This is a genomic window from Cedecea sp. P7760 (assembly GCF_013386425.1).
Lineage (GTDB): Bacteria > Pseudomonadota > Gammaproteobacteria > Enterobacterales > Enterobacteriaceae > Cedecea > Cedecea selenatireducens.
Window position 1 is genome coordinate 335222 of the sequence record NZ_JACARU010000015.1, and the last position, 14885, is coordinate 350106.

The following is a 14885-nucleotide window of genomic DNA, read 5'->3' on the forward strand; positions in this document are numbered from 1 at the left end:
CCACAAGAGAAAAAGGAATCCTCATGAAAAAAGGTTTTTGGCTGCTTTCGCTGCTGGCCGCTTCTGTTTCCGGTTTTGCCCACGCGGATGACGCCGCCATTAAACAATCCCTGGCGAAGCTCGGCGTGCAGGGCGCAGACATTCAATCTGCTCCGGTTGCCGGAATGAAAACCGTGCTGACCGACAGCGGCGTGCTCTACGTCACCGAAGACGGCAAACATGTGATTCAGGGGCCGCTTTACGACGTGAGCGGCGCCCAGCCGGTGAACGTGACTAACCAACTGCTGATCGGCAAGCTGAACGCGCTTGAAAAAGAGATGATCGTCTACAAAGCGCCGAAGGAGCAGCACGTGATTACGGTCTTCACCGACATCACTTGCGGCTACTGCCACAAGCTGCACGAAGAGATCAGCGACTACAACGCGCTGGGGATCACCGTGCGTTACCTGGCGTTCCCGCGTCAGGGACTGCAGAGCCAGGCTGAAAGCGATATGAAGTCCATCTGGTGCGCCAAAGACCGTAACAAAGCGTTCGATGCCGCAATGAAGGGCGGCGATGTGGCTCCGGCAAGCTGCGACATCAACCTGGCTAACCACTACAACCTGGGCGTGCAGTTTGGCGTGCAGGGGACGCCGGCGATTGTCCTGAGCAACGGCAGCATGATCCCGGGTTATCAGGGGCCAAAAGAGATGAAGCAAATGCTGGACGCCCACAAGCAACTGATGAAAGCGGGTGGTTAATTTCGGGTGAAACAGCAAACGCAACTCCGCCGCCGGGCCGTTGACAGCTCGGTGGCGCTTCCGGCTACGCTGCCTTCTTTGCTCCAGCGGCTGTATGCCAGCCGGGGCGTGCGTGGTGAGCAGGATCTGGAACGGGGCGTAAAAGCAATGCTGCCGTGGCAGCAGCTCAGCGGAGTCGATCAGGCCGTCGTGATGCTTCACAACGCCTTTCGCGAAGGCCTGCGCATCATCGTGGTGGGCGATTTTGATGCCGATGGCGCGACCAGCACCGCACTGAGCGTTCTGGCACTACGCAGTATGGGCGCTGAAAATGTTGGCTACCTGGTGCCCAATCGCTTTGAAGATGGCTACGGGCTTAGCCCGGAAGTAGTCGATCAGGCTCACGCCCGCGGCGCGCAGATGATAGTGACCGTCGACAATGGGATCTCTTCCCATTCGGGCGTTGATCGAGCCCATGCGCTGGGGATCCCTGTGCTGGTGACCGATCACCACCTGCCGGGGGAAACGCTTCCCGCCGCTGAAGCTATCATTAACCCTAATCTTGCAGACTGCGCGTTTCCGTCTAAATCTTTGGCCGGTGTCGGCGTCGCGTTTTATCTGATGCTGGCGCTGCGCACGCATCTGCGTGATAACGGCTGGTTTGAACAGCGTGGGCTGGCCATTCCAAACCTTGCGGAACTGCTCGATTTAGTGGCGCTGGGCACCGTGGCGGACGTGGTTCCGCTGGATACCAACAACCGCATTCTGACCTGGCAAGGCCTGAGCCGTATTCGGGCAGGTAAATGCCGTCCCGGTATTCGCGCACTGCTTGAAGTGGCTAACCGTGAGCCGCACAAAATCGCCGCCAGCGATTTAGGTTTTGCGCTGGGGCCGCGCCTGAACGCCGCTGGACGACTGGATGATATGTCGGTTGGCGTGGCGCTGCTGCTCAGTGAGAACATTGGCGAAGCACGGATGCTGGCCAACGAACTGGACGCGCTGAACCAAACGCGTAAAGAGATTGAACAGGGCATGCAGGTTGAAGCGCTGACGCTGTGCGAACAGCTGGAGCGCAGCAGCGAAGAACTGCCTTATGGCCTGGCGATGTATCACCCGGAGTGGCATCAGGGCGTGGTCGGCATTCTGGCCTCGCGCATCAAAGAGCGGTTCCACCGCCCGGTAATCGCGTTTGCACCTGCGGGAGACGGCACGCTGAAAGGCTCTGGTCGCTCGGTTCAGGGGCTGCATATGCGCGATGCCTTAGAGCGTCTGGATACGCTTTACCCTGGCATGATGCTGAAATTTGGCGGTCACGCAATGGCCGCCGGCCTGTCGTTGGAAGAAGTTCGCTTTGAGGAGTTCCGCCAGCGCTTTGGTGACCTGATCGGTGAATGGCTGGATCCGGCGCTGCTACAGGGTGAAATCTGGTCAGATGGCCCGCTGTCTGCTCAGGAGATGACGCTGGAAGTGGCGGAGATGCTGCGCGATGCCGGGCCGTGGGGGCAAATGTTTCCGGAGCCGCTGTTTGACGGCAAATTCCGCATCCTCCAGCAACGTCTGGTAGGCGAGCGCCACCTGAAGGTGATGGTGGAGCCTGTCGGTGGCGGCCCGCTGCTGGACGGTATCGCCTTCAACGTGGATACCACCCGCTGGCCGGACAACGGCGTGCGCGAAGTTGAGCTGGCCTACAAGCTGGACGTGAACGAGTTTCGCGGCAACCGAAGCGTGCAGCTTTTGATCGATCATCTCTGGCCGATATAGCCCGCGTTCTTAACGCTGCCGCAGCGTTAATTACTTGGCTATATGTCAAGGACAAAGCTACAAAATGCGGCGTAAATCCGGTAAACTTTCCGGTTTACGACTGCATTTCGTCTTCTGAAATCAACATAAGAAATTACGCATGTTTGAAATTAACCCGGTAAAAAGCCGCATCCAGGACCTCACAGAGCGCAGCGACGTTCTTAGGGGGTATCTTTGACTACGATGCCAAGAAAGAGCGCCTCGAAGAAGTAAACGCCGAGCTGGAACAGCCCGATGTCTGGAACGAACCTGAACGCGCACAGGCGCTGGGGAAAGAACGTTCCTCGCTGGAAGCGATTGTCGAGACTTTAGACCAGATGGCCCAGGGCCTGGAAGACGTTTCCGGCCTGCTCGAACTGGCGGTAGAAGCCGACGACGAAGAGACCTTTAACGAGGCCGTTGCCGAGCTGGACGGGCTGGACGCCAAGCTGGCGCAGCTTGAATTCCGCCGCATGTTCTCTGGCGAGTACGACAGCGCCGACTGCTATATCGACATCCAGGCAGGCTCCGGCGGTACGGAAGCGCAGGACTGGGCAAGCATGCTGGAGCGTATGTACCTGCGCTGGGCAGAAGCTCGCGGTTTCAAAACCGAAATTATTGAAGAGTCCGAAGGCGAAGTGGCGGGCATCAAGTCCGTGACCATCCGCATTCAGGGCGACTATGCCTTTGGCTGGCTGCGTACCGAAACCGGCGTTCACCGCCTGGTGCGTAAGAGTCCGTTTGACTCCGGTGGCCGCCGCCATACCTCGTTCAGCTCCGCGTTTGTTTACCCGGAAGTGGACGACGACATTGATATCGACATCAACCCGGCGGACCTGCGCATTGACGTATATCGCGCATCCGGTGCGGGTGGTCAGCACGTTAACCGTACGGAATCCGCGGTACGTATTACCCACATTCCAACCGGTACCGTGACCCAGTGTCAGAATGACCGTTCTCAGCATAAGAACAAAGACCAGGCGATGAAGCAGATGAAGGCGAAGCTGTACGAGCTGGAAATGCAGAAAAAGAATGCTGAGAAGCAGGCGCTGGAAGACAACAAATCGGATATCGGCTGGGGCAGCCAGATTCGTTCTTACGTCCTCGACGACTCCCGCATTAAAGATCTGCGTACCGGGGTTGAAACCCGTAATACGCAGGCGGTGCTGGACGGCGATCTGGACAAATTTATCGAAGCAAGTTTGAAAGCAGGGTTATGAGGAACCAACATGTCTGAACAACAAGCACAGGGCGTTGACGCAGCAGCCGATCTTAACAATGAACTGAAAGCGCGCCGTGAGAAGCTGGTGGCTCTGCGTGAGCAGGGTATCCCATTCCCGAACGATTTCCGTCGTGACCACACCTCAGACCAACTGCACGCTGACTTCGATGCGAAAGAGAACGAAGAGCTGGAAGACCTGGGCGTTGAGGTAAGCGTGGCTGGCCGTATGATGACCCGCCGTATCATGGGGAAAGCCTCCTTCGTGACGCTGCAGGACGTTGGTGGCCGTATTCAGCTGTATGTGTCCCGCGACGACCTGGCGGAAGGCATCTACAACGAGCAGTTCAAGAAATGGGACCTGGGCGATATCCTGGGCGCGCGCGGCAAGCTGTTCAAAACCAAAACCGGCGAGCTGTCCATTCACTGTAGCGAACTGCGTCTGCTGACCAAGGCGCTGCGTCCGCTGCCGGACAAATTCCACGGCCTGGCCGATCAGGAAACCCGCTACCGTCAGCGTTACCTGGATCTCATCGCTAACGATGACTCTCGTAACACTTTCAAAGTGCGTTCGCAGATCATGGCCGGTATTCGCCAGTTCATGGTGGGTCGCGACTTTATGGAAGTTGAAACCCCGATGATGCAGGTGATTCCTGGCGGCGCGTCTGCCCGGCCGTTCATCACGCACCACAACGCACTGGACATCGACATGTACCTGCGTATCGCGCCTGAGCTGTACCTGAAGCGCCTGGTGGTGGGTGGTTTCGACCGCGTCTTCGAGATCAACCGTAACTTCCGTAACGAAGGCATTTCTCCGCGTCATAACCCAGAGTTCACCATGATGGAACTCTATATGGCCTACGCGGACTACAAAGACCTGATTGAGCTTACCGAATCCCTGTTCCGCACCCTGGCGCAGGATGTTCTGGGCACCACCGAAGTGCAGTACGGTGAAGAAACCTTCGACTTCGGTAAGCCGTTTGAAAAGCTCACCATGCGTGAAGCTATCAAAAAGCACCGGCCTGAAACCAACCTGGCCGATCTGGATAATTTCGACTCTGCGAAAGCTATCGCGGAAAGCATCGGCATCAAAATCGAGAAGAGCTGGGGTCTGGGCCGTATCGTGACCGAGATCTTCGAAGAGGTTGCGGAAAGCCACCTGATTCAGCCGACCTTCATCACCGAATACCCGGCTGAAGTTTCTCCGCTGGCGCGCCGTAACGACGAAAACCCTGAAATCACCGACCGCTTTGAGTTCTTCATCGGCGGCCGTGAAATCGGGAACGGCTTCTCCGAGCTGAACGATGCGGAAGACCAGGCGCAGCGCTTCCAGGATCAGGTTGATGCGAAAGCGGCAGGCGACGACGAAGCAATGTTCTTCGACGAAGACTACGTCACCGCCCTGGAGCACGGTCTGCCGCCAACGGCGGGTCTGGGCATTGGTATCGACCGTATGGTTATGCTGTTCACCAACAGCCACACCATCCGCGACGTTATCCTGTTCCCGGCTCTGCGTCCGACTAAGTAACATCTTTCTCCCTCTCCGTAAGGGGAGGGATTTCCCTCAAGTTCATCAACGTTACCGGGGACTGGTTTGCGCAAGGAAAGCATTTTTAAACGCTGGCACATCACCGCTTTCATTATCATGACGAGCCTGATGCTGACGGCCTGCTCCTCCTCGAAATCAGCCAAAAGCACCCGAAACGAAGGCACCTTCAGCGGCGCGGTTTACACCGTTAAACGCGGCGACACGCTCTCTAAAATCTCCAGAATGACCGGCAGCAGCGTGGGCGATCTCGCCCGGCTGAACGGGATACCTGCGCCTTACACCATCCAGGTGGGCCAGCGTATTCGGATCAAAGGCTCAGGCTCTGCAAGCCGGCCGAAAAATACCGCCACGGCAAAAAACACCCCTGCGCCTTCTCGCACACAAAACTCGTCCATTGCCAAAGTAGCACCGCCGCCGGTGGGAGCACGCTGTTGGCTTTGGCCGACGAAGGGCAACATCGTTGAGCCGTTCTCCAGCAGCGACGGCGGCAATAAAGGCATTGATATCTCCGGTTCTCGCGGGCAGCCCATTTATGCTTCCGGCGCAGGTACGGTGGTTTACGTCGGTAACCAGCTGCGCGGCTATGGCAATCTGGTGATGATCAAACACAGCGAAGAGTACATCACCGCTTATGCCCATAACGACACGATGCTGGTGAATACGGGTGAGAAAGTGAAGGCCGGGCAGAAAATTGCCACGATGGGCAACACGGGGGCAGATTCTGTGCGTTTGCACTTCCAGATTCGCTATCGCGCTACGGCGATCGACCCGCAGCGCTACCTTAAACCCTCTTGTTAGTCTAAAAAGTGCTTGAAAAACCATCACCTGGACACAAAGGCACTTGCCAGCGAGAGCTGAAAGTCTATAATGCCTCACGCACCTCAAAGCGGGCGTAGTTCAATGGTAGAACGAGAGCTTCCCAAGCTCTATACGAGGGTTCGATTCCCTTCGCCCGCTCCAAACAAACATTTCTCAACGTCTACCCAAGTCCACAAAACCCACCAACTACAAGACTTAGCGCTAATTCTCGTTATTTCTACGTCTACTTTTATCTACCGAAATCTATACATCTATGTGTATAGTAATGCGTATAGCCCGCGCTCTACACTCTGGAACTATACACAATGCCACTTACAGACCTTGAAATCAGGCGCTCTAAGCCACGCGAGAAGTCCTATACACTTAATGATGGTAGCGGCCTGTCTCTACTCATTGAGCCGAACGGATCAAAGGGGTGGCGTTTCCGGTATCGTTTTGACGGAAAGCCAAAAATGCTGTCACTTGGTACATATCCTGACATTCCTTTGACCGAAGCTAGGTTGAAACGCGATGAGGCTAAAAAGCTGGTGGTGGCAGGCATAAACCCCAGCGATGTACGTAAGAGAGAAAAGCAGGCAAGGGAGGAAGAAAGGGGGAATACCTTTGAAGCTATCGCCCGCGAGTGGTACGAAAAGCGCACTGATCGCTGGTCTGCTGGTTATGCCGAAGAAATGATGAAGACGTTTGAGACTGACGTATTCCCGTTTATTGGCGGGCGTCCTATCGCTGAAATTAAGCCGATGGAACTGATGGGCGTCCTTTCCCGGCTGGATGAGCGCGGGGCGACCGAGAAGCTACGTAAAGTCCGGCAACGCTGCGGCGAGGTGTGGCGTTATGCCATCGTCACTGGTAGGGCTGAGTATAATCCCGCGCCTGATCTCGTTAGTGCTTTTGTCCCGCATAAGAAAGAGCATTACGCATTTTTGAAACACGAAGATTTGCCTGAATTTTTTAGAACGTTGAATACCTATAGCGGCAGCATTGTGGTTAAGCTGGCAATGCGCTTGCAGGTGCTTACTGGTTTGCGACCCGGTGAACTACGGCAAGGGGAGTGGGCTGAAATTGATTTTGAAAAGCGCTTATGGGAAGTACCGCCTTCCAGAATGAAAAAGCGCCGTCCTCACTGCGTACCGTTATCCGATCAGGCTATTGCCATTCTGGAACAGCTAAAGCCAATCACCGGGCACTATCAGTTTATTTTCCCTGGCAGGATTCATCACAGTAAGCCGATGAGCGAAATGGCTATGAACGTCCTGATTCGTCGTATTGGGTATGCCGGGCGTGTAACAGGCCACGGTTTCCGCCACACCATGAGTACCATTCTCCACGAACAGGGCTATAACACCGCATGGATTGAAACGCAGCTCGCCCACGTCGATAAAAACTCTATTCGAGGCACATACAACCACGCTCAATATCTCGATGGCCGCCGGGAAATGCTTCAATGGTATGCCGACTATATGGATGCGCTAGAACACCGTGAAAACGTGGTTCACGGGCGTTTTGGTAAATCCTCATGACTGGACGAATAGACAGTTATTCTATACCGGGGTAGACTTCTGTAGACGAACAAAGAATAGGCTATGTCTAGGCTGATCCCCGAAAACCCGTACACCTCTGCGGGCTGGCATAGCCGCCAAAATCAGGGGGCGCGAGGTGGCGTTTAATGGTCAACTACGATAAAGAAAATTGTGAACCATTTCAGAGATATTTTGCATATTACACAGTTGAACAGATGGCGATGTTATGGTGTGGAATTGAACCGCATGACTTCAGCGAAGTAATAGGCGAATGTACGTATCCCCGCAGGGCAATTCCTCAGCATCCTTATATATCCTGCCTTGAGTTTAGGGCAGCGGCGATAATGGACTCTATCGAAGCCAAAGAGTTAGCTGTAGGACGTGATGGCAGATGTCATGCAATTAGTGATGACCACGTAGCCCCTGAGCGGCGCACTGTGCTTCTTAAAGATTTTAAAGAGTGGCTAATAAAAACCTTTCCCAATGAAAAGCCAAAATTGATTTTTGATGATATTGAAAGAAACACCCACTCATCAATTACTGTCGAGGTATATCAGACGTTACTTGCGGATCGTGATCATTTACAAGTAAGGATTAATAAAGCTGAAGAGGTTTTTAGAGAGCAAAAAAGGAGGATTGAGTCTCTCGAGGGAGAAAACGCTTCGCTCAAAAATATGGTTGAGAAGGGCGTAGGAGGTATGGATGGGCGTAGCGAGCGTTCATATTTGAATGTCATCGGCGGGCTGATATCCATCATGCTTAGTAAATCACCTGGCGGACAACGCTATTCCATATTTGACAATCAATCAGCCATTATTCAAACATTGCTTGGGCATTATGTTGGAAAATACGGGATTAGCGATACAAATCTTGAGAAGAAATTTGCCGAGGCAAATCGCAGCATCAGGGAATGATGCCCTTATAGGGGGTTCTGTTACCCCTATTACAGTGATCGCTATGGTCATCATCGCTTTAATGACTCCTGTAGACGCTAATCAACTACAGGAGCAGTTAAAATGTCTAACACACTTATTCGCCTTCCAGAAGTTCAACGGCGCACCGGTTACAGTAAGGCGTGGATTTATCGCCTTATGAGCCAGCAGCGTTTTCCAAAAACGGTGAAAATTGGTTCCCGTGCTATCGCATTTATCGAAAGTGAAATCGATGAGTGGGTTAATCAGCGCATCGCTGAGTCACGTGGCGAGGTGGCGTAATGGAAAAGAAAAACCGCCCCGTACAGCAGGCGGCTAACTCAGATATTCGCACGTCTGATATTACGCCGACCACCAGCCCGGTACAAGTACCTAAGCGAACGCCAAAGAAACACCGCGCCCGCGTCTATATGCTGCGCACTGGCGTAGAGGGATGGACAGAAAATGATATTCTGCGCTACTGCCGTCTTTCATCCGGGCGTAATTATGCGTCTGAACTGGAGCGCCAGCTTGATATTCAACTGGAGCGTATCGACGAGAAAAACCCGGATGGTATCGGCGCACACCTGCGCTACCGCTTTTCCTGCCGTAGCGATGTTCTCAAGGTGATCCAGCTTGTGAACCATAACGCCGCCATTAATGAACATCACGGGTTATCTCAGCAGGATATTACCGACATTCTGAACCTCTACCCGGACGCGTTTAACGCCGCATAACGGAGCCGAAAACATGACTATCGAAAAAAGCCGATTCAATTCGGAGGCCGCCCCACAATCCTGCGTTAACCAGGGCGAATATAGCACTAATGACTTTGCCGCTATTGTTCCCGTTATTTCCGGTCAAATTGGCGGGCGTGAGGCCAGTATTGTTAGTGCTAAGGCACTGCATAAAGCGCTTGGAGTAGGTAACGACTTTTCAACCTGGATAAAACTACGCATTGATGAATATGGCTTTAGCCTGAATGCTGATTACGTGGTTTTTGATTCCTCAGATTTCAGGAATCAAAGTTCAAATTTTGAACAGGGTAGCCCCGGATGGGTGACAAAGCGTGGCGGCGACCGTCGCAGTAAAGATTATGGCCTTTCTCTGGGAATGGCTAAAGAACTGGCAATGGTTGAGCGAAACGAACAAGGTCGCGCCGTTCGCCGTTACTTCATCCAGTGTGAAGAGGCACTACAGCGCAGCGCCCCGGAGATTGCCGCTCAGTATCGCCGCCAGCTAAAAGCCCGTATCAGTGCCGCCAGCCTGTTTAAACCGATGTGCGTAGCACTGGAAAGCGCCCGCGCAGAGCAGGGTAAACAGACGCAGGCTCGCCACTACAGCAATGAGAGCAACATGATCGCCCGCATTGTTTTGGGTGGCATGACGGCGAAGCAGTGGACGCAGGCGAATAGCATTACTGGCGAACCACGCGACAGCATGAACGCCGGGCAACTGGAACACCTCACCTACCTGGAGAGCACCAACATTACGCTGATTGATATGGGTATGGGATATGACCTGCGTAAAGCCGAACTAATCCGCCTTTCTCAGCGCTGGTTAGCTAAACATCTGGGGGCTAATCATGCGTAACGCCACCGTCCAGAATAAAGCCTTTCCCCTGGCTGGCCTGATGTGTACCTTGCGCGGGATCGCGCACAGGCATGAGGGTAAAGCTGGCATAACAGTGCCAGCTAATGCCAGCTCCTCATTTTCTCGTCGTGGTGACGAGGAGAGTTTCGAGACCAGTACGCGCACGAAGATTTATTGGGGGTCACTACGCGAGGAAGATTTTTCCATCATCACTACACGAGGCGGGAAGATTTTTCTGACATCACCACTAGATGCAGGGAATTTATGCAACAGTACGCGCACGCGCGAAGGTGAGTTTCTGGAGTCCATAAAAAAGGGCTTGCCGACTATCGCCAAACCGGTTTATGGTTATAGCGCACCAGCAAAATCTGGTGTCGGGATTGGCGTCCCGGTAATTATCAGAGCGCACAACACGCGCCATGCGTGTTTTTTTGTGCCGCGCAGTTACACCTGTTCAATGGTGGACTGTATGGGGGCGGAGCAATCCGCGCCGGTTTCTCTGATTCCCGGTTACGCCAACCCTGTACAGTTCACCACCAGCGAAATTGGCGTTTCCGGTGGTGGTTCTCAAAACCATGAATCAGAGGCTGCCGCTATGCTGGCTACTACCCCTACCCAAAATCCACAATTTATCTGGTTAATCGCAGCCGTTCGCCGCGATATGCCGACAATTACCGCCAAAATCCATCACATTGCTGCTGAAACTGAGCGCGAAGCCCGCCGCACTCTGGCGCAGGATCACGTCTGTTTCTTTGCAGGCCGTATCCGTCTGGAGGTGGCAGCATGAGCCAGTTACCTGACCAGATTGAGGAAGCAACAGCAGTAAGTAACCGCATTCGTGCCGCGCTGGGTTGCGGTGAAATCACCGAACCACACACCCCGGAGAATGTTTCACGCGCCCGCCTTTTGCGTGTACGTGCTGGCCTTTGCCATGTGCTGACGGAGATTATGCCCGGAATAACAGCGAGCGCGGAACGTGAAGAGTTGTATGCGTGGCTGTTTGAGATTCACTCCGTGACAAGAATTGAAGAGTGTCAGGCGAGACTGGAGGCAGACAAATGAAACAGTTTCGAATTACCGCAACCTGTTTTGATGCCTCTGGTGCGCCGATCCCGGTCACATGGTACGGCGAGGCAGAGACGCCCGATATTGCCGTTCAGTGTATGAGAGAAGAAGCGCAGGGCAACGGATGGAGTATGGGAGCAGTCACCGCTGTTCAGCAGCGTGAATACAGGGAGGTGAAAGCATGAGCAACGCACAGACATTAAAGACGGATAATCCCGAACCGTTCAACGCAGAAGCCACACCGGACGGCGTGAACATCATGACACGCAATGATGCCGGGATATATGAGCATGTAGCCATTATCACCTATGAGAGCGCTGTAAGCCGTCTGGATGCGGGAGAGTACGACGATACGCCAGATATCGGCTACGCCATTCATTTTGCCGTTGCTGATGGCGGGGAGCGTGGCTGGTTCGACTTCACCGCGCAGCATAACGTCACTATGTGGCGCTGGCTGATTGCTGCCACGTTCATTTCTGAGATGAAGCGCGAAAACGGCACAACCTACGTCACGGAGGCTGACGGCACAACATCGCAGGTGGCGATTTACTCCAATGGTAATGCGGGCATGGTGATTTACCCGTTTGCTGAACGGCTGGCGATGGCGAACAACATCGAGGGCGCAATGATTGAGCGCTACGGCGTTGAGCAAGGAACAGAGAACGCCATTGTGCTCTACCGCGCCATGCTGGATGCGGAACGCGGAGAGCTGACCCCGTTCGGACGTGAAACGCTGGCAGAACTTCACGATCACTTCATTGCTGATCTGGATGAAAACGGCTGGCCTGCAATGCCAGTGGCACACTGAGGGGGAGCATGATGCGTAATATCGACCTTATCCGCGAAGTGACTACCGCCGCCGCTGGCAACTGGCCTTATGTACTGGCTGGCCTGTCTATCGACGTGCCTGATTCATCGCGCCGCCATTCCCCATGCCCTGCATGTGGCGGTACGGATCGCTTCCGGTTCGACGACAACGGGCGCGGTAACTTTATCTGCAATCAGTGTGGCGCTGGTGACGGGCTGGATTTAATCAAGCGGGTTAACAACTGCGACACCACGGAGGCGGCACAGCTTGCCGCTGACGTGCTGGGTATTGATTACCGGGCAGCGCAAACCGACCCGGCGGCAGCGAGCCATAGAAGAGAGCAACTGGAAGCTGACCGCCAGCAGCGTGAGCAGGAGCGCCAGAAACAGGCAGCAGAGGACGCAGAGCAGCGAAGGGCTACGTTTGCCCGTCTGTATGCCGGAATGCGCCAGAGCGTCACACGGGGCGAATCTGAGTACCTGCAATCAAAAGGGCTGACCGGGTTTAACTATCCGGTTATGCCGGATGGTTCGTTATTGCTGGAGCTGGTGGACGAATCCGGCGCAGTGGCAGCAGCGCAGACCATTACACCGCAGGGAGAGAAGCGACTTCTGACAGGTTCAGCGAAGCGCGGGGCATATCACGCCGTAAACGCACCAGAACAGCCGCAGAGCGTATTAATTGCCGAGGGGCTGGCTACCGCTCTGTCTGTTCACCTGATGCGCCCGGAGGCGCTGACAGTGGCAGCAATCGACGCTGGCAACCTGCTACCCGTTGCCGAAGTGATGTGCCGGATATATCCAGCCGCGCAGATTGTCATTGCCGCAGATAACGACCACCAGCAGGACGAACAGGCGAACACGGGCAAAGATGCCGCAGAGAAAGCCGCCTTGTCCGTGGCTGGCTGGGTGGCGCTGCCGCCGACAGACCATAAAGCCGACTGGGACGACTACCGCCAGCAAAACGGGCTGGAAGCCGCTACAGCCGCTTTTAACGATTCGATGTACCAGATTCAGGGGGATGCCGTGAAACCACAACTACAGGCCATTGAGGGCGGTAAAACTGACCATCCAGAGAAAGACCCGCTAAAACCCCGCATTGAGAGCCGCAAAGATGGTGTTTACTGGATCACGCCTAAAGTGGACAAGGAAAGCGGCGAGATTATCAACAATGAAAGCTGGCTGGCCTCATCGATGGACGTTATCGGCACCGGGCGGGACGATAAGGATCAGTACCTGATACTGCGCTGGCTGGCCTTTGGCGCAGGCATACCGACAACAGCGGCTATCCCCCTGGCTGATATTGGCGAGCGTGAAGGCTGGCGTACCCTGAAAGCGGGCGGCGTCAACGTCACCACGAAAAACAGTTTACGGGCGATTCTTGCAGACTGGCTACAGCGGAGCGGCTCGCGTGAATTGTGGCGCGTTGCTCATGCTACAGGCTGGCAGTGCGGGGCATACATCATGCCGGACGGGGAAATCATCGGCACACCTGAGCGGCCTGTTTTGTTCAGCGGGCGCAGTTCAGCCGCTGCCGGGTATACCGTAGCAGGAACGTCGGAAAGCTGGCGTAACAGTGTTGCGCGGCTGGCATACGGCAACTACGCGATGATGACAGGCATTGCCGCAGCACTGGCAGCGCCATTAATCGGGGTGGCAGAGCGTGACGGATTCGGTATCCACTTCTATGAGCAATCGAGCGCCGGGAAAACAACCGCGCAGAACGTGGCGAGCAGTCTATACGGAAGCCCTGATGCCTTGCGCCTGACGTGGTACGGGACGGCGCTGGGGCTGATAAACGAGGCCGCCGCCCACAATGACGGACTGATGCCGCTGGATGAAGTCGGACAGGGCGCAGACCCGATAAGCGTTTCTCAGTCTGCCTATGCCCTGTTTAACGGCGTGGGGAAATTACAGGGCGCGAAAGAAGGCGGAAACCGGGATCTAAAACGCTGGCGTACCGTGGCAATCAGCACCGGGGAAATGGATTTAGAAACGTTCATTGCCACCGCAGGACGCAAGACAAAAGCGGGGCAACTGGTGCGCCTGCTGAATATCCCGTTAAGTAAGGCGGTGCGCTTTCATGAGCACCAGACAGGGAAAGACCATGCAGACGCATTAAAATCCGCGTGGCAGAGCAATCACGGCGCTGCCGGGCGGGAGTGGATCAGATGGCTTTCAGACCACCAAAAACAGGCCATTGATACCGTGCGTGAGTGTGAAGCCCGCTGGCGCAGCCTGATACCTGCCGACTATGGCGAACAGGTTCACCGTGTAGGGGCGCGGTTTGCCATTCTGGAAGCCGCATTGATATTGGGCAGCGTTGTGACCGGATGGGACGTGCAAGCCTGCCGTGATGCGATACAGCACAGCTACAATGCGTGGTTGCGTGAGTTCGGCACGGGAAACAAAGAGCACCAGCAGATCGTTGAACAGTGCGAGGCGTTTCTGAATGCGCATGGTCTGAGCAGATACGCGCCTTTCCCTTACGACCAGTCAGATTTGCCTATTCGAGACCTTGCCGGATACCGGGCAAAGGGAAATCACGATGCTGATCCAATGATTTTCTACACTTTCCCGGCTGCGTTTGAGGGTGAGATAGCCAGGGGGTTTAATGCAAAACAGTTTGCCGAGACGATAAAGAATGCCGGAATGCTGACGCCTCCAGCCAGTGGCAGAGGCTACCAGCGTAAATCCCCTCGTATCAATGGGCGGCAATTCAATGTCTACGTGATCCACTACATGCCGGAGAGTTGCCAGCCAGAAGAGTAATTTTATTCACATACGTAGTTTTGGTGTTGGTTCAGTTAGTTCAGTTGGTTCAATTTGTAAGTATCATTGTTTTTTAAGGTTTTTTATCCGATATCTGAACCAACACTGAACCAACAAATACCCATTTTGAAC

15 protein-coding genes and 1 tRNA gene are annotated in these 14885 nt (G+C 54.5%); all 16 read left to right on the forward strand.

What is annotated here, in order from left to right:
- The first annotated feature begins 23 nt into the window (after positions 1–23).
- The 16 genes from dsbC (at position 24) to HX778_RS07200 (ending at position 14753) form a co-directional block, all read left to right on the forward strand.
- The gene (gene dsbC, locus HX778_RS07125; protein WP_176981601.1) at positions 24–740 is read left to right on the forward strand and encodes a bifunctional protein-disulfide isomerase/oxidoreductase DsbC; all 717 of its coding nucleotides are present in this window, start codon (positions 24–26) and stop codon (positions 738–740) included.
- A 6-nt stretch (positions 741–746) separates the two neighbouring features.
- Positions 747–2480, forward strand: coding sequence for a single-stranded-DNA-specific exonuclease RecJ (gene recJ / locus HX778_RS07130; protein ID WP_176981602.1), 1734 nt, complete (start codon positions 747–749; stop codon positions 2478–2480).
- Positions 2481–2619: 139 nt separating this feature from the next.
- Positions 2620–3718, forward strand: a protein-coding gene (prfB, locus tag HX778_RS07135; protein ID WP_144244051.1) for a peptide chain release factor 2 whose coding sequence is annotated in 2 segments (ribosomal slippage) — positions 2620–2694 and positions 2696–3718 — 1098 coding nt in all. Because the reading frame shifts where the segments join, the coding sequence is not laid out codon by codon here.
- Between the two features lie 9 nt (positions 3719–3727).
- Positions 3728–5245 (forward strand): lysine--tRNA ligase, encoded by a 1518-nt coding sequence (gene lysS / locus HX778_RS07140; protein ID WP_038479176.1) that lies wholly within the window; start codon positions 3728–3730, stop codon positions 5243–5245.
- A 66-nt stretch (positions 5246–5311) separates the two neighbouring features.
- Entirely contained in the window at positions 5312–6064 is a 753-nt protein-coding gene (gene actS / locus HX778_RS07145) for an amidase activator ActS (RefSeq protein ID WP_081948194.1), read from the forward strand.
- Positions 6065–6152: 88 nt separating this feature from the next.
- Positions 6153–6226 (forward strand) — tRNA-Gly (locus HX778_RS07150).
- 164 nt (positions 6227–6390) lie between these two features.
- Positions 6391–7605, forward strand: a complete 1215-nt coding sequence (locus HX778_RS07155; RefSeq protein WP_176981603.1) for a tyrosine-type recombinase/integrase — start codon at positions 6391–6393, stop codon at positions 7603–7605.
- A gap of 146 nt (positions 7606–7751) precedes the next feature.
- A complete protein-coding gene (locus HX778_RS07160) occupies positions 7752–8519 on the forward strand; it encodes a protein kinase (RefSeq protein ID WP_176981604.1) in 768 nt (255 codons plus the stop codon).
- A 102-nt stretch (positions 8520–8621) separates the two neighbouring features.
- Positions 8622–8819, forward strand: coding sequence for an AlpA family transcriptional regulator (locus tag HX778_RS07165; protein WP_176981605.1), 198 nt, complete (start codon positions 8622–8624; stop codon positions 8817–8819).
- Positions 8819–9253 (forward strand): hypothetical protein, encoded by a 435-nt coding sequence (locus HX778_RS07170; RefSeq protein WP_063448821.1) that lies wholly within the window; start codon positions 8819–8821, stop codon positions 9251–9253. The genes HX778_RS07165 and HX778_RS07170 overlap by 1 nt, the downstream gene beginning before the upstream one ends.
- Before the next feature lie 13 nt (positions 9254–9266).
- Entirely contained in the window at positions 9267–10109 is an 843-nt protein-coding gene (locus tag HX778_RS07175; RefSeq protein ID WP_176981606.1) for an antA/AntB antirepressor family protein, read from the forward strand.
- On the forward strand, positions 10102–10896 hold the full coding sequence (locus HX778_RS07180; protein WP_255483357.1) for a host cell division inhibitor Icd-like protein: 795 nt from the start codon (positions 10102–10104) through the stop codon (positions 10894–10896). Before HX778_RS07175 ends, HX778_RS07180 begins: the two co-directional genes overlap by 8 nt.
- Positions 10893–11171 carry a hypothetical protein gene (locus HX778_RS07185; protein ID WP_126680709.1) on the forward strand — a complete coding sequence of 93 codons (279 nt, stop codon included), beginning with the start codon at positions 10893–10895 and terminating at the stop codon, positions 11169–11171. The genes HX778_RS07180 and HX778_RS07185 overlap by 4 nt, the downstream gene beginning before the upstream one ends.
- Positions 11168–11359, forward strand: coding sequence for a hypothetical protein (locus HX778_RS07190; protein ID WP_126680708.1), 192 nt, complete (start codon positions 11168–11170; stop codon positions 11357–11359). Before HX778_RS07185 ends, HX778_RS07190 begins: the two co-directional genes overlap by 4 nt.
- Entirely contained in the window at positions 11356–11982 is a 627-nt protein-coding gene (locus HX778_RS07195; RefSeq protein WP_176981607.1) for a hypothetical protein, read from the forward strand. The genes HX778_RS07190 and HX778_RS07195 overlap by 4 nt, the downstream gene beginning before the upstream one ends.
- Positions 11983–11993: 11 nt before the next feature.
- Complete coding sequence (locus HX778_RS07200) at positions 11994–14753, forward strand: TOPRIM and DUF927 domain-containing protein (protein ID WP_176981627.1); 2760 nt, start codon at positions 11994–11996, stop codon at positions 14751–14753.
- The last annotated feature ends 132 nt before the right edge of the window (positions 14754–14885 follow it).